At 69.1% G+C, this 21,697-nt stretch carries 15 protein-coding genes; 6 read left to right on the forward strand and 9 right to left on the reverse strand.

The genetic code is table 11. The annotated features are described in order from the left end of the window. The first annotated feature begins 141 nt into the window (after positions 1-141). The 4 genes from AC1PME_RS17170 (at position 142) to AC1PME_RS17185 (ending at position 7,307) form a co-directional block, all read left to right on the forward strand. A complete protein-coding gene (locus AC1PME_RS17170) occupies positions 142-2,262 on the forward strand; it encodes a TonB-dependent receptor (RefSeq protein WP_481096506.1) in 2,121 nt (706 codons plus the stop codon). Positions 2,263-2,858: 596 nt separating this feature from the next. Then, entirely contained in the window at positions 2,859-5,234 is a 2,376-nt protein-coding gene (locus AC1PME_RS17175; protein ID WP_481096507.1) for a glycoside hydrolase family 98 domain-containing protein, read from the forward strand. A 222-nt stretch (positions 5,235-5,456) separates the two neighbouring features. After that, entirely contained in the window at positions 5,457-6,455 is a 999-nt protein-coding gene (gene dusB / locus AC1PME_RS17180) for a tRNA dihydrouridine synthase DusB (protein ID WP_254459068.1), read from the forward strand. A 24-nt stretch (positions 6,456-6,479) separates the two neighbouring features. Continuing rightward, on the forward strand, positions 6,480-7,307 hold the full coding sequence (locus tag AC1PME_RS17185) for a class I SAM-dependent methyltransferase (protein WP_307552282.1): 828 nt from the start codon (positions 6,480-6,482) through the stop codon (positions 7,305-7,307). A gap of 152 nt (positions 7,308-7,459) precedes the next feature. Here the strand turns inward: AC1PME_RS17185 and AC1PME_RS17190 are convergent, their stop codons facing one another. The 4 genes from AC1PME_RS17190 to AC1PME_RS17205 form a co-directional block, all read right to left on the reverse strand. After that, entirely contained in the window at positions 7,460-8,143 is a 684-nt protein-coding gene (locus AC1PME_RS17190; protein WP_481096508.1) for a hypothetical protein, read from the reverse strand. A 319-nt stretch (positions 8,144-8,462) separates the two neighbouring features. Then, on the reverse strand, positions 8,463-9,536 hold the full coding sequence (locus AC1PME_RS17195) for a metal-dependent hydrolase (protein WP_481096509.1): 1,074 nt from the start codon (positions 9,534-9,536) through the stop codon (positions 8,463-8,465). A gap of 344 nt (positions 9,537-9,880) precedes the next feature. Continuing rightward, on the reverse strand, positions 9,881-10,561 hold the full coding sequence (locus AC1PME_RS17200) for a hypothetical protein (RefSeq protein WP_481096510.1): 681 nt from the start codon (positions 10,559-10,561) through the stop codon (positions 9,881-9,883). A gap of 187 nt (positions 10,562-10,748) precedes the next feature. After that, positions 10,749-11,441 (reverse strand): hypothetical protein, encoded by a 693-nt coding sequence (locus tag AC1PME_RS17205; protein WP_481096511.1) that lies wholly within the window; start codon positions 11,439-11,441, stop codon positions 10,749-10,751. 365 nt (positions 11,442-11,806) lie between these two features. Between AC1PME_RS17205 and AC1PME_RS17210 the strand changes: the two genes are divergently transcribed. Beyond that, a complete protein-coding gene (locus AC1PME_RS17210) occupies positions 11,807-12,193 on the forward strand; it encodes a hypothetical protein (protein ID WP_481096512.1) in 387 nt (128 codons plus the stop codon). A 66-nt stretch (positions 12,194-12,259) separates the two neighbouring features. On the opposite strand, the gene AC1PME_RS17215 is transcribed toward AC1PME_RS17210, so the two are convergent. The 3 genes from AC1PME_RS17215 to olsF all read right to left on the reverse strand — a co-directional run bounded on the left by AC1PME_RS17215 (position 12,260) and on the right by olsF (position 17,376). Beyond that, a complete protein-coding gene (locus tag AC1PME_RS17215) occupies positions 12,260-14,383 on the reverse strand; it encodes a tetratricopeptide repeat protein (protein WP_481096513.1) in 2,124 nt (707 codons plus the stop codon). Positions 14,384-14,845: 462 nt separating this feature from the next. After that, positions 14,846-15,664, reverse strand: coding sequence for a UDP-2,3-diacylglucosamine diphosphatase (locus AC1PME_RS17220; RefSeq protein ID WP_254459075.1), 819 nt, complete (start codon positions 15,662-15,664; stop codon positions 14,846-14,848). Further along, positions 15,661-17,376: a bifunctional ornithine lipid synthase OlsF gene (gene olsF / locus AC1PME_RS17225; RefSeq protein ID WP_481096514.1), complete on the reverse strand. Its 1,716-nt coding sequence runs from the start codon at positions 17,374-17,376 to the stop codon at positions 15,661-15,663. Before olsF ends, AC1PME_RS17220 begins: the two co-directional genes overlap by 4 nt. Before the next feature lie 206 nt (positions 17,377-17,582). Here olsF and metK point away from each other — a divergent pair, with 206 nt between their 5' ends. Next, complete coding sequence (gene metK / locus AC1PME_RS17230) at positions 17,583-18,794, forward strand: methionine adenosyltransferase (protein WP_481096515.1); 1,212 nt, start codon at positions 17,583-17,585, stop codon at positions 18,792-18,794. Between the two features lie 515 nt (positions 18,795-19,309). Here the strand turns inward: metK and AC1PME_RS17235 are convergent. Next, a complete protein-coding gene (locus AC1PME_RS17235; RefSeq protein WP_307552297.1) occupies positions 19,310-20,527 on the reverse strand; it encodes a histidine-type phosphatase in 1,218 nt (405 codons plus the stop codon). A gap of 44 nt (positions 20,528-20,571) precedes the next feature. Further along, positions 20,572-21,633, reverse strand: a complete 1,062-nt coding sequence (locus AC1PME_RS17240) for a Ca2+-dependent phosphoinositide-specific phospholipase C (protein ID WP_481096516.1) — start codon at positions 21,631-21,633, stop codon at positions 20,572-20,574. Positions 21,634-21,697 lie beyond the last annotated feature (64 nt).

Here is a 21,697-nt window from a genome sequence, read left to right on the forward strand (position 1 = left end):
CCGCGCAATCGCGCAATCGCGCAATCGCGCAATCGCGCACCACATCACATTACGTGCCGGGATGCGGCACGCAATGTCCGGCGTTGACACAATAATAATTCTCATTAACATCCGCAGCCACTTCGCCACCTGGCTGAACCGATGTCCCCACACCCGCTCTCCACCGCGCTCGCCCTGAGCCTGCTCGGCAGCTGTGCCCTGCCCGCCGCCCATGCGCAGACGGTGGTCGACCTCGACCGGGTCAGCGTGTCGGCCAGCACCAGCCGCATGCCGGAGTCGGCGGCGGCGCTGCCGAACACCATCACCGTGATCGACCAGGCGCAGCTGCGCCAGCAACTGGCGCTGACCCAGGACCTGTCGCAGGTGCTGGCCAACCTGATCCCCTCGTTCTCGCCCTCGCGGCAGAAGCTGACCACCAGCGGCGAGACGCTGCGCGGACGCAAGCCGCTGTACCTGATCGACGGCATCCCGCAGTCCACCCCGCTGCGCGAGGGCGGCCGCGACGGACACACCATCGACCCGGCGATGATCGAGCGCATCGAGGTGATCCACGGCGCCAATGCGCTGCAGGGCCTGGGCGCCTCCGGCGGCATCATCAACATCATCACCAAGCGCGCGCCGCGCCAGGATGGGCAGAGCTTCCAGGACATCGCCGTGGCCGGCAGCAGTGCGCTGCCGCACCGCAGCGACAGTACCGGCGAGCGCGCCTCGTATCTGTTCGGCACCCGCCAGGGCGCGTTCGATGCGGTCGCCGGCGTGTCCTATGCGCGCGAAGGCCTGTACTACGACGGCAACGGCCAGGCGGTCGGCGTGCAGGACATCCAGGGCGACCTGATGGACGCCAGCAGCCACGACCTGTTCGCCAAGCTCGGCTGGAACCTCGATCCGCAGCGCCGGCTGCAACTCAACGCCAACCGCTACACGCTGCAGGGCGACAACGACTACCTCACCGTTCCCGGCGACATCGCCAGCGGCCGCCCGGCCACCTCGCGGCGCGGCGAGAAGATCACCGAGGCGCCGCGCAACCGCTCCACCTCGGTGAGCCTGGACTACACCGACAACGCGCTGGCCGGCGGCTACCTGCAAGCGCAGGCGTACTGGGTGGACTTCGCCGGGCGCTACGGCGGCACCACCTTCGCCAACCTGCTCAACGACGGCCGCAGCGTGCTCGACCAGTCGCAGAACACCTCGCGCAAGGTCGGCGCCAAGACCAGTTGGTCGCGCGGCGACCTGTTCGGGCTGCCGCTGCGCGCCACGCTCGGCCTGGACCTGGCCAGCGACCGCACTTACCAGGAACTGGTGCGCAGCGGCCTGAAGTGGGTGCCGGCGACGACCTACCGCTCGCTGTCGCCGTTCGTGCAGGCCGAGTATCGCCTCGCGCCGCAGTGGACGCTCAGCGCCGGCCTGCGCTACGAGCGCGGCACGCTGGAGGTGAACGACTTCACCACCATTCCCAGCAACAACGGCGGCCAGTTCGTGCGCGGCGGCAAACCCACCACCACCGAGACCCTGCCCAACGTGGGCCTGGTCTGGGACGCCACCGAGGCGCTGAAGCTGTACGCGTCCTATTCCGAAGGCTACACCGTGGCCGACATCGGCCGCGTGTTGCGCTCCATCAACGTGCCGAACCAGCGCGTGGACACCCTGGTGGACCTGCGCCCGGTAATTTCCGACAACCGCGAGATCGGCGCGGACTACGAGGATGGGCGCTGGCTGATCCACGCCGCCTACTACTGGTCCGATGCCAAGCGTGGCACCCGCCTGGACTACGACCCCACCACCCAGAGCTATCGCGTGGCGCGCGAGCGCACCGAGATCCAGGGCTTCGAGGGCACCGCCACCTGGCAGGCCGCAGAAGGCACCCGCCTGGGGGTGGGCTACGCCACCGCCGATGCGCGCTACGACAGCAACGGCGATGGCCGCGTCGACAGCGACATGCCCGGTGCCAGCGTCAGCCCGGACCGCGTGACCGCGTTCTGGCAGCAGCAGTGGACGCCGGGCATCTCCACGCGCCTGCAGGGCAGTCGCGCGGTCAGCCGCCGCTTCGACCTGCGCGGCACGCAGGTGGCGCAGTTCGATGGCTATACCACGTTCGACCTGCAGACCAGCATCGCGCTGCCGCGGGGACAACTGAGCGTGGGCGTGGAGAACCTGTTCGATCGCCAGTACCTGAGCTATTACGCGCAGACCACGCCGCGCAACGATACCTACACCGCCGGTCGCGGGCGGGTGCTGACGGTCGGCTGGAACGTGCGCTTCTGAGGCGCCGGCTCGGCCAGGGCCGCATCGGAAGCACCCGGCCATGTCTCTGGCGGCCCGAGGCAACCCCGCCGGCCGCCTGGTCACGCTGAGGGCGCACGCACCGCCACCGATCCGCGACGGCAGCGGCGCGGGTTCCGCGCGATGCAAACGGATCCGCTGAACCGCACATGCCCCCGCGCCAAAGGCGCGGGCGATGTCCTTGCCCGCAGGCCGCCGCGTCGGCCTGCGACTGCTCCGTGCCGCGCTGTCGTCACGTGGCCCTTGTTGCGTCTCGCGCACCGGCGGGACGCACAGGCACGCATCGCCAACACGCGCTGCGGCCTGCATCACGCACGCGCCGTGTCCCTCCACACCCTCGCAGCGAGGCGCCGGCCTCGCTCGCGCTGGGCATGACGCGTGCGCCGGCCGTTACGCAGCGCAGCGCCGTCGATTTCCGTAAACACCGGCGCGCAACGTGCGGCCGTTCGCATTCGTGATCCGCGCACGCTTGCTAGATTCGCCGCCGCTTCGGCAACGCCGGTTCGCCTGGTCGCATCGCGCGACCGCGTGCGCGTGCGCGGCCATGCATCCCTCCCCCCAAGAGATGGATTCCCCCGATGAAGACGCAGCGAGAATGGAACAAATGCGCCGTGCTGGGCATATGCTTGAGCCTGCTGTTGAGCGCATGCGGCGGTGACAACGACGACCGCAGCGCCTCGACCGCGCAGCAGGGCGCAGCCGCCCCCATTCCCACGGCGTGGTCGGCGACGTCGCGCGCGCAGTCACCGGCCACTGCACCGCAGACCGACGCCACCGCCGCCGACGCGGGCGACGGCGGCGACAACGACAGCGTCGCCTTGCGCCGTCCGCTGTCGCCGAGCCAGCCGATGTTCCTGATCCATGCGGACACCTGGAATTCGGCCGATCCGCAGAAGATCATCGACCTGATCCCGGCGGACCTGCGCCCGTACGCGGTGTTGCTGATTTCCCTGTCGATCAACCATCAGGGCGCCACCGGCAACCAGTGCAACTGGCTGCAGGTCGAGAATGGAGTGGAAACCGCGCGGTCCTGGATGAAGACCGCGGCCGCCAACGGCATCTGGGCGATGATCCAGCCATCCAGCGGCGGCTTCAGCCACTTTCCGGACTACGCGCCGGATGCGGATCTGGAATCGACCGTCTACGGCGAGTTCTTCCGCGACTATCCCAACTTCATCGGCTTCAACTACGCCGAGCAGTTCTGGGGCTTCGACCAACCCTGCTCGGGTTCGGCAGCGCAGCGCTGGGAGCACTGGTCCAACCTGCTCAAACTCACCAACAAGTATGGCGGCTATCTGACGGTCAGCTTCACCGGCGGCTTCTGGGGGGCGAACATCAACCCGCTGGCGATGGTCAAGCGCAACGAACGCCTGCGCAGCGCGCTCGGCGCCTATGCCAAGAACTTCATCATCGAAGAGAAGTTCACCAGCAACTACGGCTTCCACGACATCGAGAGCGTGAGCCTGGGCATGTACCTGTCCGGCTTCGCCGGCCACTACGGCATCCGCCCCGACCGCACCGGCTGGTACAGCAGCGACAACAGCGACTATCCGGTCCAGGCCGGCTCGCCGCACCTGATCGAACATCTGGCCTTCACCGGCGAGACCGTGTTCGACGGCCCGGAACAGATCCGGCTGGACGCGGTGCACACCCTGCCGAACGCGACCACCGCCGACGGCTACAGCAGCCGGCGCTGGGAGTTCTACCCGCATTTCCGCAACATCCAGCTGGACATCTACCGCAAGATCCTGGACGGCACGCTGCGCATCCTCAACCGCCAGGAGGTGATCGACCGCTCCAAGGTCGTGATCGTCAACGACACCACCACCGGCGACGACAGGAACCTGTACTCCTCGCCGGAAAGCCTGTTCTCCGGGTTGTACCTGCTCGACGGCGATGGCACCTACCTCAACCAGCACAGCTGGTACAAGAAGACCGGGCGCTACCCGGCCATTCCGACCGTGTGGCAGCTGACCGACGCGACCGCGCGCTCGTTCAAGGTGCAGATCGCCAAGACCGGCTACGCGGCGCGCTGGCCGACCCTGGACGCCAAGCTCGCCGAACTCAATGCGCTGTTCCCGCAGGAGTACAGCGGCAACATCTATGCCGGGCGCCAGGACAACACCTGGGTGACCTACAACCCCTCCAAGGCCAACCAGAACGCGAGCGGCACCATTCCGCTCAAGTACAACAGTTGCGCCGCGGTCAGCGTGAACTACGCGCCCTACACCAGCGGGGTGATCAAGGAGTTCGCGGACACGCTGTCGATCTACCTGACCAACTTCGACTCCCCGGACGGGGCGCTGAAGACCGACACGATCGACATCGACGGCGCCAGCACCACGCCGACCTTCAGCTTCGTCGATCGCGGCGACCACCAACCCAGCACGGTGACCAGCACCGCGACCGCCGACGGACTGACCCTGCGCGTGGCCCACAACGGGCCGCTGGACATCACCGTGCACTGCACCGGCAACGCCAGCGGGGGACGCCTGAGCGGGGCGCCCGAGGCGACCGTGCAGGCGCCGTCGGCACCGCCCGCATATACCGGCGTGCAGCAGTACGAGGCGGAGAACTTCGATTTCCGCAACATCCGCAGCCAGGTCGAGAACGGCGTCTCCGGCCCGATACGCAACTACCAGGGCCTGGGCTACGTGGATTTCGGCACCGGCGCTGCCGCCAGCATCCGTACCGACGTCCGCGTCGCCAGCGCCGGCACCTATCAGGTGCAGACCCGCTACTCGAGTGCCGGCGCGAGCGTGGGCAACGTCGATCTCTACGTCAACGGAGTCAAGGTCGGTACGCCGCTGTTCGCGCAGACCGCCTCGGCCAGCGACTGGGCGACGCTGCAGCAGCCGATCACGCTCAATGCCGGCAGCAACCGCATCGAGTTCCGTGCCAGCGCGACACGGCCGGCATCGCTGTACCTGGACAACATCCGCATCTCGCAATGAGCCCGACGTGCCGCTGTCGCGCGACAGCGGCACGTGCAGCGGCCGGCCGATGACGCCGACCGTGAGGACCGCGTTCGCGGCGGCAGGCAGCCGCCGCAGCGGCCGCGCCGCGGTCGTCCTCCCGCGGCGCGTCCACCCGGCGGACGGTGTCCCGCCAGCCGCCAGACGCCTCCGGGGAGCCCCCGGGAGGCGTCGCACAAGCCGCCCCGCTACACTAGCGGCATGCGCATCGGCCCCTACACGATCGAACCGAAGGTGATCCTGGCGCCCATGGCCGGGGTCACCGACAAGCCGTTCCGGCTGCTGTGCAAGCGCCTGGGCGCCGGCCTGGCGGTGTCGGAGATGACCATCTCCGACCCGCGCTTCTGGCAGACCCGCAAGTCGCTGCAGCGCATGGACCATGCCGGCGAGCCGGACCCGGTCAGCGTGCAGATCGCCGGCACCGAACCGCAGCAACTGGCCGAGGCCGCGCGCTACAACGCCGACCACGGCGCGCAACTGATCGACATCAACATGGGCTGCCCGGCGAAGAAGGTGTGCAACGCCTGGGCCGGTTCGGCGCTGATGCGCGACGAGGCGCTGGTGGCGCGCATCCTCACTGCGGTGGTGAAGGCCTCGCCGGTCCCGGTGACGCTGAAGATCCGCACCGGCTGGGACTGCGACCACCGCAACGGCCCGGTCATCGCGCGCATCGCCGAGGACTGCGGCATCGCCGCGCTGGCGGTGCACGGGCGCACCCGCGACCAGCATTACAGCGGCCAGGCCGAGTACGCGACCATCGCCCAGATCAAGGCGATGCTGCGCATCCCGGTGATCGCCAACGGCGACATCGACTCGCCGCAGAAGGCGGCGCAGGTGCTGGCCGCGACCGGCGCCGATGCGGTGATGGTCGGACGCGCGGCGCAGGGCCGGCCGTGGATCTTCGGCGAGATCGCGCACTACCTGGCCACCGGCGAGCTGCGTCCGGCGCCGTCGCTGGCGTGCGTGCGCGACACCCTGCTCGGCCACCTGCAGGCCCTGCACGATTTCTACGGCGAGGCGCAGGGCGTGCGCATCGCCCGCAAGCACCTGGGCTGGTACGCCAAGGACCGGCCCGAGAACGCCGCGTTCCGCGCCGTGGTCAACCGCGCCGAGAGCGCGCAGGCGCAACTGGCGCTGACCGCCGAGTACTTCGACGCGCTGATCGCCGGCGTGCCGCCGGCCCTGTCCGCCGCCGCCTGACGTCATTCTCCCTGGAGCACCGCCATGGGTTCGTCTGCCGACACCCCGACCTATCTGCACGGCTATTCCCAAACCGAACAGGCACGCCTGCTGAAACAGGCGCGCTTGCTGGAAGCCACCCTGTTCAACCAGATCGACTACACCGGCGCGCGGCGCCTGCTGGAAGTGGGCAGCGGCGTCGGTGCGCAGACCGAAGTGCTGCTGCGGCGCTTCCCGGAGCTGCATGTCACCGGTATCGACCTGAGCGAGGCGCAGCTGCAGGCCGCGCGCGACAACCTGCAACGCATGCCCTGGTGCCAGGATCGCTACACCCTGCAGCAGGCCGACGCCGGCGACCTGCCGTTCCAGCCGCGCAGCTTCGATGCGGCGTTCCTGTGCTGGGTGCTGGAGCACGTGCCGTCGCCGGCGCGCGTGCTCAGCGAAGTGCGACGGGTGCTGGCGCCGGGATCGCCGGTGTACGTGACCGAGGTGATGAACGCCTCGTTCCTGCTGCACCCGTACTCGCCGAACGTGTGGCGCTACTGGATGGCGTTCAACGACTTCCAGTACGACCACGGCGGCGACCCGTTCGTCGGCGCCAAGCTCGGCAACCTGCTGCTGGCCGGCGGCTATCGCGACGTCAGCACCGAGATCAAGACCCTGCACCTGGACAACCGCGAACCGGCACGGCGCAAGACCATGATCGGGTTCTGGGAAGAGTTGCTGCTGTCGGCGGCCGAACGGCTGCTGCAGGCCGGCGCGGTGGACCAGGAGACCGTGGCCGGCATGCGCCGGGAAATGGCCCAGGTGCAGAGCGACCCGGACGCGGTGTTCTTCTATTCGTTCGTGCAGGCGCACGCGACGGTGTATTGAGCCCCGTTCATGGCGCCGCTGGCGCCTGCACACCAGATAGCGGCGACATGTCCGCATTCTCGGTGTGTCTGATAGACAAAGGCGTCCCTCAGCGGGAACGCCTTTGTTTATTTCATCTGCACTGCCTAAAGCGAGATCATGAAGAGGACTTTTTAGTTTGCGTAGAGCGGGAAATATCCTTCTGAAACGAGGATGTTAAAGGTTAGATAGGAGACAGCGGATGCCGATACGCTGTTACCAATGGCGAAGTAACCCGCAGTATCACTCAGCGTGACAATCGACCAGCCCTTTTTCGGGTCCGGAGACGCAGCGTATTTCGATGTGGTGCCGGCCACAAATTTGGACCAGTAGCGCGCGGAATGTCTGACCACGCTCAGTCCCCCCAGAACCAGCGCGCCGTTCTTCGACTTGGGATCGAGCCGCGCGATGCCTTCCCGTTCCAATTCCTCGAATTGCATCGCTGCCGCGTCCAGATCCTGGGAGTTCTGCGCGATCTGGTCCATTCGCACGATGAACGAGAACTCGTAGGCACTGAGCTGTTGGCGCAGCCCGGCCAGGTTTTCGGTCATCGACCGGGTCGGGTCGATTGCATCCACCATGGCCTGGTGCGTGGCGACGAAGCGCTCCAGCGGCATGCCGGGGTTGTAGCCGCACTTCTCGACCAGGACGGCGAGGGCTTCGTCGGGCGAGGCCTTCGTCTCTAGCAGGCAGCCCAGATACATGTTGTGCTGGATGCCCGCCTGGTCCATCGGGTTCTCGGCCGCCAGCGCAGGGGCGGCGCCGAAGGCACTGCCGACCAGGAGGATGGCGGTTGCGACAAAGAATTTTTTGTTCATCAACTTTCTCATGCAATGGATGGAGGGTGGCCCAGATCTCCGACATTCCTGCGGCGGACCCAGGCGAGGCGACCACACCGCATCGGCACATGGCGCGATGCGACGGTTTCAGGCTAGGCGGGTCTGCGGCGACGCACGAGGGCGAAACCGGGTCGCGATGGGAACGAACCGGGTCGAATTGGCGAACTGGACATCACCGCTGCAGTGCGGAGATGCGGCCCTGGCTTGCAGCGGGCGCTCCATGATCGAAGAATTAATGCTTGCGCCGATTCGTTCCCCAATGAGGGCGCGCCATGCCTCGGTCGATTGTGTGCCGCGCTCAACGCGCCGCTGTCGGCACCGGGGTGCCGACCGGCGCGGGCGAGGCCGGCTCGCCCCAGATCCGTTGCCACATCCGCGCCAGCGCCGCACCAATCTGCCCACGTGCCACCGGCGCCCGGTACGCCGCCTGCAGCTGCCGCGGCGGCATCGCCGCCCAGCCGTCGCCCTGCTGTCGCGCCACGGCGAAGTTGAAGTTGTAGTCCGGTTCCAGGCCCATGCGCAGGTCGCTGAGCACCAGTTCGCCATCCTTGACCTGCGCGCGCATGAAGCCGCGGTTGAACCACGTCAGGCGCTGCACCGCGGGCAGGTCGCGCACCTGCGCCAGCGCCTGGGTGTTGGAGGGACAGCCCTGGAAGCGCATCGGCCCGTGGTCGGCGACCAGCGAGCGCTCGCCGATCACGTAGCCGCTCGGGGTCATCGCCACCACCCGCCACAGCAGCGTGTTGAACGGCATCGGCACCGAGAAGCGCGGCGCCTGCGCCAGGCCCATCGCCGCCAGCGCACGGTCGGCCTCGCGGTCGACCAGATGCTTGGCCAGCAGCGACCAGCCCAGGTAGGTGCTGCTCAGCAGCAGCCCGACCAGCAAGGCCTGCTGCGCCACGCGGCGCGCGCGGGCGAACCAGGCGATGGCGCAGGCCAGCAGCAGCCACAGCGTGTAGGCGGGATCGATGATGAACACGCTCGACCACATCGTCGGCGGCGGCCGCAGCGGCCACCACAGCTGCGTGCCGTAGACAGTGAACGCATCCAGCAACGGATGGGTGATCAGCGCCAGTTGGATCGCCCAGAACCAGCGCCGCGGCGCCTCGGCGACCCGCCCATCACCGAAGCGCCGGAACAGCCACCAGACCAGCCAGCCGAGCAGCGGCAGCACGAACAACGAATGACTGACGCTGCGATGCACCGTCATCAGCGTGACCGGGTCGCGGGTCAGCGGCAGCAGGATCAGCGAATCGAGGTCGGGCACGGTGCCGAGTGCGGCACCGGCGAGCAGTGCCGCGCGTCGATGTGCAGCCGGCGCGATGGCGGCGGCAATGGCACCGCCGAGGACGATCTGAGTAAGGGAATCCATCGGCCGATGCTAGCAGCGATGCGGCGATGGGTGCGCGGCGGTGGCGGCGGTGTTGATGCATTGCAAGCGGCAGAGGTGACCCAGCCTTTGGGGCGGACGCCGCTCCCACAGTGGCCTAGGTTGAGCACCTGCAGATGTGCGGCATGCAGGTGTGTGAGGGGCTTCAGTCCTGACGCTGCTCGGCTGCGTTGCACGAAGGTGCCTGTCACGACGGCGACCGAGTAGGCGTTGCGCACAGCGCATGCACCGGAACATGAAGCACCCATCGGCTTGGCTGGCCGACTGACTCAAAAAGGAAAGGCACCTCACCAGGGCGCCCTTCCCCTACCCAGGCAGCACCCGGATCAGACTCCGAAGTCTTCGAAGAACAGCGAGTACGCATCGTCGGAGGACGTAGCCGCCGTACCGGGATTTTCCGATTCGAAATAGCTCATTACGTCGGCTGCGATGACGCCCAGCCACTTCCAGAATCGCCCCTTCTTCTTCGAGGCTGTGCCCTCTGCCGCGAACTGACCGCTTTCGGCCGCCTGCCTGGACCAGTAGCGCGTGGAGTGCCTGGCCACGCTCAATCCACCCAGGATCAGCGCGCCATTCTTGGAGGTGGGATCGAGCTTCGCCATGGCATCCCGTTCCAGCTCCTCGAATTGCGCCGCGGCGGCCTCCAGGTCGTCGGCATTTTCGACGATCTGATCGATCCGCACGACGAATGCGAATTCCTCGGCACTGAACCGCTGGCGCAGTCCCGTCAGGTTTTCGGTCACCGACCGGGTCGGGTCGATCCCATCGATGATCGGCTGCTGTGTGGCGATGAACTGTTCCAGGGGCACGCCCGGGTCGTAGCCGCACTTCTTGACCAACAGCGTCAGGGCCTGGTCGTGCGAGGGATTGAGGTCCATCAGGCAGCCGAGGTACATGTTGTGCTGGACGCCGGCGTGGTCCATGGGGTTCTCGGCGGCCAGCGCGGGGACGCCAACGGCACCAGCGGCCAAGAGTACAAGGCGTGCGGCAAGGGACTTTTTGTTCATGTGTAGGTTCTCTCAAGGGAAGGTTGTGGCGATGCGGTCTTGCTCAGACCCCGGGATGTAACGCTACGATGACGGTGCGCAGTGGGAGACCGTTCTTCTCTGGGCGTTGGGAAAATCGCACCGGCCAGAACGCCACCCAGCGCCAGGACACTGTCCGGATCGGAACTGGACAGTCATCGGAATGGGATTAGTCCCCCGGGGTGGGCGTTGTGGTCTCGCCAAGCACGATGTCGTAGACCGTGTTGGAGGTGGCGGCCGCGACGACGGGATTTTCGGTGAGCAGGAAGCCGGCCGCGTCCGATCCGATGACCGCCAGCCACCGCCAGAACCGTCCCTTTTTCTTCGCTGCGGTGCCACCCGCCGCGGCCTCGCCACGCTCGGCCACGACATTGGCCCAGTAGCGGTTGGAGTGCTTGGCCACGCTCAGCCCGCCGAGGATCAGCGCGCCGTTCTTCGACCTGGGATCGAGCCGTTCGACGGCCTCCCGCTCCAGTTCCTCGAACTGCACCGCAGCGGCGTCCAGGTCCTCGGCGTTCTCGACGATCTGATCCATGCGCACGATGAACGAGAATTCATAGGCGCTGAGCTGCTGGCGCAGCGCGGCAAGGTTCTCGGTCATCGGGCGGGTCGGGTCGACCGCATCGACGATGGGCTGCTGCGTTGCAATGAACCGCTCCAGCGGCACGCCGGGGGCATAGCCGCACTTCTTGACCAGCAGGGTCAACGCGTCCTCGGCAGTGGCATTCAGGTCCATCAGGCAGCCCAGGTACATGTTGTGCTGGATGCCGGCCTGGTCCAACGGGTTCTCGGCCGCCAGCGCAGGGGCGCCGACGACACTGCCCGCCAGCAGAGCGGTTGCGACAAGGAACTTCTTCTTCATGAGCGTTCTCTCGCTATTGGAAGGGATTGGAGATGGCTGGGGTGCGTGGGATCGCCCCCGGGGGATGTGGCCACCGCCGCATCGGCAGACGCTGCGATCCGGCGATTTCAGGCTAGGCATGGCGACGACGCAGCACGAGGGCAAACCCGGGTCGCCACGGGAGCGAATCGGGTCGAATTGGCGAAGGCCGGATGCGAGCACCACCTGCCGCGGGCGCGCGATCCTGTGGCGCGGCGCGATGCCGCCACCGAATAATCAATGCGTTAGCGGGATTTATTCCCGGTCTATACCCGCGGATGCGCTGGCATCCGCCGCAGCGCCGCTCGTAGGCTGCGGGCTCTCCTTCTGCGCATTGCGAGGTTCCGATGACCGCCTCCCGCTCCGTCTTCCACGCCGCCCTCGTCGCGGTCCTGCTGAGCTTGCCCCTGGTCGCCCACGGCCACGACACCTTGCCACCGGACTGGTGCCTGGAGCAGGACCAGGAACCGGAGGTCGTGGTGAAGTTTGATTTCGACGGTGAGCAATTGCGGCAGACGATGGACAAGTGCGGGGTGGTCGATAGCCACGAGCCCTACACGAATACGCTGAACACCATCGCCGCCTATTGCGAGGTGGTGGCGCCGTCGCGATCGGCCAAGCCCATCGTGCTCGGCCCGACGACGTTCCTGGCCCGCGACCACCACAGCAGCTATCGCATGGAACACGGTTTGAAAGGCGCGTGCGTGGTCTGCCCGGCCAAGCGCGGACGCTGACGCACCGTGCAGCCGCGCGCGCTCCTCAATGCGGCCAACGATCGCCAGCAGGAATGCCGGGCACGCTCAGCCGAGCGCGTCCCGGCGGGTGTAGGCCAGCACCGTGTCGATCCTGGACTGCAAGGCGGCGCGCGCCTCTGCCGAGATTCCGTCGCACTGCGCGAGCACGAAATAGGCCGAGCGCAGCACGTCCCGCCAGCGCGGGTTGCGTGGCAACTTGGCGACCGCCAGGTAGCGCTCCATCGCCCGCGCGCGCAGGCGGCCGTCGTCGATGTTCACGCGCCAGATCCGGCTGCGCTCGGCCAGTTCCAGCCGGCCGGTCGCCGTGGCGCGCTCCCAGGTGTCGATGACCGCCAGCATCAAGTCGACCAGCGCGCGCCGGAACGCGTCGCGCAACGCAGGCGCGGCGGCCTCCTCGTGCACGTCCTCGGCCTGCGCGGTGTCCGACGCCGCGTCACGGTCGCGTTCCTGCAGGCCGAGGACGACCAGGCCATCGCCGCCCCGCCAGGGCGCGAGGGTGGCGGCGAGCGGCGTGCCGTGCCGCGCCACGACCTCGAGGCGCTGCGCGGTGCTGTCCTCCATCCGCTCCAGCGCCGCCTGCAACGCCGGGCGGTCGCTCTCGGCAATGCAGGCGAACACCGCCTGCCCCACCGGGTCGGCGGCGTCCGCCCCGCCGAGCAGCAGGCGGCCGGTACGATTAGTGGCCAGCACCTGGCCGTCGGCATCGAGCAGGCACAGCGCATCCTCGCGGCTGTCGAGCAGCGTCTGCAACAGGCTGCGATCCTCGGCCAGCGCGTCCGCCTCGCGCCGATAGCGCGCGAGTTGCTCCTCGTGGCGGACCTGGCGCGCGGCTTGCAGCAAGCGCTCGCGCTGCCGGCGACGCTGCAGCAACAGCCAGCCGCCGAGCACGGCGGCGACGCCGGATACCAGCGCCAGCCACAGCAGCAGGGTGCGTTGACGCAGCTGCGCCTTGCGCAGACGGTTCTCGCTCTGCAAGGCGTCGATGGTGCGCTGCTTCTCGGCGGTGTCGAAGCGGATGCGCAGCCAGTCCAGCTGGCGATCGTGCTGCGCGCGCACCAGCGCGGCGGCTTCCGCATTCGCGCGCCGCAGCGTGGCGATGGCTGCCACCGTATCGCCACTGGTTTCCTGCAGCCGCGCCAGCTCCTCCAGCAATGGCACCCGCACCGGATCGCCGCCAGCGGTGGCCGCCAGCGCCGCGCGCAGGCGTGCCGCGGCAGCAGCGGCATTGCCTTCGAGCCGGGCGGTTCGCGCCAGTTGCAACTGCAGCGCAGACGGCAACGGCAGCGCCCATGCCTCGGCCAGGGCCAGCGCACTGGAGCTCCAGCGTTGCGCCTGCGCCACATCGCCAAGTGCCAGGGCCGCGCGGATCAGGCCGTCATGCACCCGCAGTTCGTACACCCGGCGTCCCTGCGCGCGGTACACGGCCAGGGCCTCCCGCAACCAGGCCAGCGCCTGCGGCGTGTCGCCGCTGTCCAGCGCCAGCTCGGCCATGGTTTCCTGCACGTGCGCGGCCTCGATGGCGTCGCCCTGCGCGCGGTTGGCGGCGAGCGCGTCGCGGTAGTAGCGCATCGCCGTGGCCGGCTCGCGCAATTCGCGATACACGTCGGCGATATTGGTCAGCACGGACGCCGACACCGCGCCGCGGGCGCGCTGCAGGTCGAGGCTGAGCATCAGGTGACGCAGGGCATCGCGAAAATCGCCGAGACGGCGCAGCGCCGCGCCGACATTGCTCAGATCGCGCGCCTCGCCTGCGCGATCGCCCCGCGACCGGGACAGCGCCACCGCGCACTCGAAGCGTTCGAGCGCCTGCGGAATGCGTTCGCGACGGAAGTCGAGAATGCCGCGGCGGCGGGTGAGTTCGTAGCGCAAGCGGGTATCGCCGGCATCGCCGATGTTGGACGCGGCGCAGTCCAGCGCCTGTTCGGCAGCATCGAGGCGACCGCCGTCGAGCTGTTGCTTGGCACGCGCGAACAATGCCTCGACCCGCGCAGCGCCCGCCGTATGCGGGGTCGACACGCCCGCCTGCTGCACGCACAGCAGCGGATCGGGAAGTGGGCGCGGCGGCGCGGGCTCCGCGCAGCCATAGACCGTGTTCTGCGCGATCGAGGCCGCGCTCGCGGCGAGCAGGACACCCAGGCAGGCCAATCGCAGGCATGCCCGCGGTCGCATGCCTGCCGCCGTGGCCTGCGCCAGGACGGGATCGCCGGAAACGGCGAACCCGTCCAAGCCGAGCCACGTCCCCACCGATCTGCGCGACCGGCCGCACAACGCCTTCCCTGGTTTCACGGTCTCCACGACTCCAGAACTGATCGGGATGCGGCGCACGCGCGCCGCAGCGACATGGATCAGCGCCACGCCCGGACGCGAACGTGGGTTCCTGCCTGGGCATGCGGCGCCGACGCAGCGCAGTAGACCCGATGCCACGGCGGTGATGCACACCACACACGACCATCGTGGAATGGCGGTCACACCGGGTTCTACGCATCCGTCCAGTGCAGGGGCGTGGGCGCCACGACCGGGGCGATCGTGACAGGGACCTCGGCACGGCGCGCAGGCGCGGCAGCAGTCGAACGCAGCAATCTCGCGGTCGCGTGCCAGGCTGTGCAGCGCCGCCTGGCGCGATCGTCTGGCTCAGGCCGCCCGCGGCCAGGCGCTCTCCTGCACCAGCCGCAGGCGCGGCGGCAGTTCGCGCAACACCTCGCCACGGTGCGAGAGCAGGCGCAGCGTTCCGTCGGCGTCCTCGGCGAGCGCAGTCAGGCTTTCCACCCAATCGCCGTCGTTGGCATAGACCAGGCCGTCGCGTTCGAACAGCCCGGCGCGGTGCACGTGGCCGCAGATCACTCCGTCCAGGCCGCGGCGGCGCGCATCGTCCAGGCCGGCGGCGACGAAGCGTTCGATGTAGCGCTCGGCCGCGCCGCTCTGCCGCTTCAGGTAATCGGCCAGCGACCAATAGCGCATGCCCAGGCGGCGGCGCACGCGGTTGGTCAGCTGGTTGCCGGTGAGGATGCGGTAGTACAGCCAGTCGCCGAACTTCTCCTGCAGGCCGCCGAACTGCGTGACGCTGTCGTAATCGTCGCCGTGTACCACCAACAGGCGGCGCCCGTCGGCGGTGGCGTGCACCGCGCGCCGGCGCACCTGCATCGCCGGCAACGCCAGCCCGCAGAAGCGGCGGATCGGCCGGTCGTGGTTGCCGGGCACGTAGATCAGTTCGGTGCCGCCGCGGGCCAGCGCGTGCAGCGCATCGACCACGCGCTGGTGCGCCGCGCTCCACACCGCGCGGCGCTGCGCCATCCACCAGAAGTCGACGATGTCGCCGACCAAGTACAGCTGTTCGCAGCGCAGGCCGCCGAGGAAGTCGGCCAATTCGCGTGCATGGCAATGCGGTGCGCCCAGGTGCACGTCGGAGACGAACACCGCGCGGCGCGGCGACAGGCTGCTGACCGGATTCATGCCACCACCTCTGCTTCGTTGCGGGGACGTTCGAGGTAGCGCGCGCGCTTCTTGCTGCGGATGCGCTGCAGGTCCAGCTCGATCAGGCCGTCGATCGCATCGTTGAACGCGGGGTCCACGCCGAAGGCGAGGAAGCGCGCGCCGCCGGGCTCGCACAGATCGGTGTACTGCTTGTAGAGCATCGGCACCGCCGCGCCCAGCGCGTCGAGGTTGCCCTTGAGCACCTTGAAGGCGGTGTCGGCGTCCAGTGCGTCGAACGCCGGCGGCGCTTCCGGATACGGAAACGGCCGCGCCGAGGCGGCTTCGCCGCTGGCGTCGCCGTAGTAGCGCGCGTAGTAGGCCACGATCTGCTCGCGCGCCTCGTACGGCAATGCGGCGCTGATCGACACCGCGCCGAACAGGTAGCGCACCTGCGGATGGTCTTGTAGATAGGCGCCGATTCCCTGCCACAGGTAGTCGATGCTGCGGCTGCCCCAGTAGTCCGGCACCACGAAGCTGCGGCCCAGCTCCATGCCCGCGGCGATACGCGGCAGCATGGCCTCGCCGTAGCGGAACAGTTCCGCGGTGTAGAAGCCGGCCAGGCCGCGCTCGGCCAGCACCGGCGCGCCGCGGGCGACCCGGTAGGCGCCGACCACGCGCGTGGCGGCGCCGTCCCACAGCACGATGTGCTCGTACCAGGTGTCGTAGTCGTCCAGGTCCAGCCGGCGGCCGGTGCCCTCGCCGACCGCGCGGAAGGTCAGTTCGCGCAGGCGGCCGATCTCGCGCAACAACGCCGAGCCGGCGCGCAGCCGGCCGACGCGGATCTGCTTGCCGTCCAGGGTGTGGCCGAGGCTGCGCAGGCCGGCCACTTCCACCGCCAGCTGCGCCGGGTCCTCGGCAGCGACCAGCGCCTCTTCGCTCGGCGCGGCCTGCCCGCCGCTGCGGCCGAGCGCATACAGCTCGCTGCGCAGGCGCCGCATCAGCTCGGCTTCGGGCAGGTCCTGCGACAGCCCACGGGCACGGCCCAGGCTGAGCGCGATGCGGCGCTCGCGGCGCGCGAACATCTCCCGCGCCAGCAGCGCGGTCCCGGCCGGCTTGAACAGCGCCGAGGCGCCGTAGAACAGCGCCGAGTTGCGCGCGTGGATGCGCACCGGCAGCACCGGCGCGGCGGTGCGCAGGGCGAAACGCAGGAAGCCGCGGCGCCAGCGCCCGTCGGCGACGCCGCCCCAGCCCAGCCGCGAGACCTCGCCGGCCGGGAACACGATCACGCATTGCTCCTGCGCCAGCGCCTGTTCGATCGCCCGCACGCTGGCCGGCGACGGCGCGCCGCCGAGGATGCGCACCGGCAGCAGCAGCTCGCGCAGGCCTTCCAGCGCCCACAGGAAATCGTTGGCGACGATCTTCACGTCGCGCCGCACCTGGCCCACGCAGTCCAGCAGCGCCAGCGCGTCCAGGGCGCCGGAGGGATGGTTGGCGACGATCAGCAGGCGCCCGCGCGCCGGGATGCACTCGGCCGCGGTCGGTGCGACCACGTAGCGGGCCTGCAGGAAATCCAGTCCGGCCTGGACCAGGGCGAACCCGCGCAGGTCGCGGTTGGCCTCCAGGAACGCGTCCAGCGCGTCCAGTCCCGACCATTTCTGCAGGCCGCGCAGCAATGGCCGGACCAGCCGCGAGCGGCGTCCGGCAAACCAGTGCGGGTAGCGGTCCTGAAGACGGCGTTCGAGTGCGAGCACGGCAAGCCCCCTTGCTGACTGCGCACAGCTTCGGCCGCGGCGGCGACACCGATCTTGCAATCTGACTACGGCAAAGTGACGGGCGCACCGCGGCGCGGCAACCGGTTAACCTTGGACAACGTCCGCCCCGGGCAGCATGCACGTCGCCCGGCGCCCGTGTATCATTCGCCTCCATCTTTTCATCCGAATACAAGGATATAGCCGCGATGTCCAGCTATCTCTTCACCTCCGAGTCGGTCTCCGAAGGCCACCCGGACAAGATCGCCGATCAGATCTCCGATGCGGTGCTCGACGCGATCTTGACCCAGGACAAGCGCGCGCGCGTGGCCTGCGAAACCCTGGTCAAGACCGGTGTGGCGATCGTCGCCGGCGAGATCACCACCAGCGCCTGGATCGACCTGGAAGCGCTGACCCGCAAGGTGATCCTGGACATCGGCTACAACAGCTCCGACGTCGGCTTCGACGGCGAGACCTGCGGCGTGCTCAACCTGATCGGCAAGCAGTCGCCGGACATCAACCAGGGCGTGGACCGCAAGAAGCCGGAAGAACAGGGCGCCGGCGACCAGGGCCTGATGTTCGGCTACGCCACCCGCGAGACCGACAGCTTCATGCCGGCCGCCATCCACCTGTCGCACCGCCTGGTCGAACAGCAGGCCAAGGTGCGCAAGAAGAAGAACTCCCAGCTGGCGTGGCTGCGCCCGGACGCCAAGAGCCAGGTCACCCTGCGCTACGAGGACGGCGTGGCGACCGCGATCGACGCGGTGGTGCTGTCCACCCAGCACGATCCGGACATCAAGCAGAAGCACCTGGTCGAAGCCGTGCGCGAGGAAATCCTCAAGCCGGTGCTGCCGGCCAAGTGGCTGCACAAGGGCACCAAGTTCCACATCAACCCGACCGGCAAGTTCGTGATCGGCGGGCCGGTGGGCGACTGCGGCCTGACCGGGCGCAAGATCATCGTCGACACCTACGGCGGCTGGGCGCGCCACGGCGGCGGCGCGTTCTCCGGCAAGGACCCGTCCAAGGTCGACCGTTCGGCCGCCTACGCCGCGCGCTACGTCGCCAAGAACGTGGTCGCCGCCGGCCTGGCCGACCGCTGCGAAGTGCAGGTCTCCTACGCCATCGGCGTGGCCGAGCCGACCTCGATCTCGGTCACCACCTTCGGCACCGGCAAGATCGCCGACGACAAGATCGAGAAGCTGATCCGCAAGCATTTCGACCTGCGTCCGTTCGGCATCATCCAGATGCTCGACCTGATCCACCCGATGTACCAGCAGACCGCCTCGTACGGCCATTTCGGCCGCACCCCGAAGGCCTTCACCTACACCGACGGCACCGGTGCCCAGCACCAGGCCACCGCGTTCTCGTGGGAGAAGACCGACCGCGCCGAGGCGCTGCGCGCGGACGCCAAGCTGAAGTAAGCCGGCCTGCCGCGCTTGCGACGCAGAACGGGCCGCACTGCGGCCCGTTCTGCGTTTGGGGGATGGGAACTGGCCAGTGGCGGGAACTGGCAACGGCCATGCAGGCAGGGGCATGTCATGCCGCAGGAACGCGTTCGCGCAGGAGCGGCTTCGGCCGCGACAGGCGTTGGTGGGAACGCGCATCGCAACGGAAGTCGCTCCGCAGGCATGGGCTTGGCCTCCTTGTGGGAGGGACTTCAGTCCCGACGACGGAGCGTGTCACTCGGCGTTCGGCTTCGCTTGCCGCGGCTGCATGACAGTTGACGCTCACAGGCAGGCACGTGCGCCGCCGCATCGTCGGTTTGCGCTTAAGGGCGGCCGTCCGGGCGGCATGGCATGCGCTTCACCCTAGGGCGTGTCACCCATTCCCGAGGATGCCGCGCCTGCCAGGCCCAACCCGAAGGGCCGCGATTGCTCGGGGATTGATGACACGCCCTGGTCCGCCAGGCAGCAGCGAGTGTCACGGCGGGAGCGGTTCAGCCGCGCCGCTGCAGCGCCGCCTGCAGCAACGACTGGAACTTCGGCAGCGGGCATAGCCCGGTCGCCGGGTCGCTGCAACCGGGAATCTGCAGGGTCTGCAGCAGCGGCGGATGGCGCAGGCTCAACGGAGCCAGCGTGCGCAGCTGGTCCAGCGACTGCGCCTGGTAGCGCACGCGCACGTAGCGCTGGCCATCGTGCGGGTCGCGCAGCTGCTCCACCACCAGCGCGCCGCCCGGAGGCGCGTCGTCGCGACCAAAACCGGGCAACTGGAAGTGCAGGTCGAGCAGGCCGCTGAGCGCGGCGATGTGGGTGTCGCTGGCGACCAGCACGCTCAGCCGTGGCGCGTCGGCCGCGCCCAGCGTGTCCAGCAGGCGGTGCGCCAGCGGCGCGCCCGCGCGCGCGGCCATGTACTGCGGCCGTGCATAGATCTCGAACAGCAAGGCATGCAGCCGCGACACCGCGGCGATGCGCGCCGGGGTCGCGCGGCCCCAGCCGACCTGGTCCAGCGGCATGCCCTCGGCGTATTGCAGGATGAACACCTCGGCCGTGCCGGAGGTCAGATCCAGCGGCCCGTGCAAGGCCAGGCTGCGGCCGTTCGCGCCCGGCGTCAGCGACGAGGGCATGTGCGCGAAGTCGCAGCGCTGCGCGCAGCCGAGGATCTCCTGCATGGCGCGGAGTTCGCGCGCATACGGCGCCAGCACCGCACCCGGACCGCCGGTCTGGCGCTGGATCGAGGCCACCGCGGCGGCGGCATCGAAGTCCACCGCGCCTGCTTCCACCGGACGGAACAGCGGGTCGTCGCTGCCCTCGGCCTGGTGGCCGGCCTGCAGATGGCAGCCGGGCGCCAGGGTGTCGGCCAGCAGCTGCGCGCTGACGATGGTGCGCTGGTCGGTGTTGGCGTAAATACTGACCGTGCCGTCCGCCGGACAGCCCTTGGCCGGCAGCACGCCATCGCGCAGCAGCCATTGCCGGGTGTAGTCGCCGCTGCGCTCCACCGCGGTGCGGCCGTGCGCCGTGAGCAGGCTCGGCGGCGTGTCCCACACCGGCCAGGGTTGCGGCGCCAGCGCGGCGGCCGCGGCCTCGCCCGGCAGCGGCGCGCGTACGCCGTGACGGAACAGCATCCACACCTTTTCCACCTGCAGCGCGGGCGCGACCTTGGGCGCAGGCCGCGCCTGCGCACCCAACGTCGCCATCACCAGCACGACCCATAACATCCAGCGCGTACCTGTTTTCATCGTCGTCCCCAACATGGAAAGTCTCACGGTGCGGTCGCATCGCACGCGGCCGTGACCCGGTCGCAGCGCAGGCCGGTGGCGATGCCGAGCCAGTAGCCCAGCCGCTGCGAATCCGGCGCGCCGGCGTAGTAATCGGTGCTGATCCACTGCGCGCCGGCCTCCAGCGCCGCCTGCGCGCGGCGCCGATCGTGCGCGCGCGCCTCGCGGCCTTCAGCGTCGGCGCGCGTGCGCACCACGAAGCCCTGCGCGACCAGCGCGCGGATGCGCGGCGCCTCGGCAAGCGGATCCTCGATCGACAGCACCGCTGCCTCGGGCTGATCCGGCGCGTACCAGCCGAACATCATGCGACCGCGCAGCGATGGATGATCCTGTCGGTACAGCGCCTCGTGCCGCGGATTGCCATCGAGCACGAACAGCATGCGGCCGCGCGCCTGCGCCACGCGCGGCCAGGCATGCGCCAGCACCGCGTCGCGCAGGCTCGGCGCGTCGCCGCGCACGTCGTCGGGCACGATCAACCGCGCACGCCCGACGACCTCGGCGATGTCGCGGTCCAGCGCGTCCAGGTCGTTGGCGTCGAAAGCGGAACGGTGCGGCCACAGGCCCGGCACCGGATCGAAATCCACCGCATTGACCAGCACCACCAGCGGCGTGTGCCGCGGGTGCGCGCGCGACCAGGCGGCGAGGATCGCCAGGCAGTCGCGGAAGCGCAGGCAATGGCTGGCGTAGTCCAGGCCCGGCTGGTGCAGGACCTTGGCGCCCGGTGCGCGCATGCTCGCGCGGGTCGCCGCATCTGCGTGCGCATACGGCGCGGCATACAGGCCGCCGTGCGGATCGGCGGCCACGTCGAGTTCGAGTTGCCGCAGTCCCAGCGCGAGCTGGGCCTGCAGCGAAGGATGGCCATAGGCCAGTGCCGGCCATTCGGCGGCGTCGTGCACCTGCAGGCGCCGCCGCACCTGTGCGGTCGGTACCGGTCGATAGCTGTTGTGCGAGCCGAGCAGTTGCACCTGGTCCAGGCGCAGACCGTCGATCGGCAGCGCCGTCGGCGCGTCCGCCGCGTGGGCGGACACCGGCAGGCCCGCCAGCATCAGGCAGACAAGCAGGACCGCGAGGCAAACAACGCCCCACCCGCCGCGCGGCACAAGGCCACGC

Source organism: Xanthomonas sp. NCPPB 901, assembly GCF_056725085.1.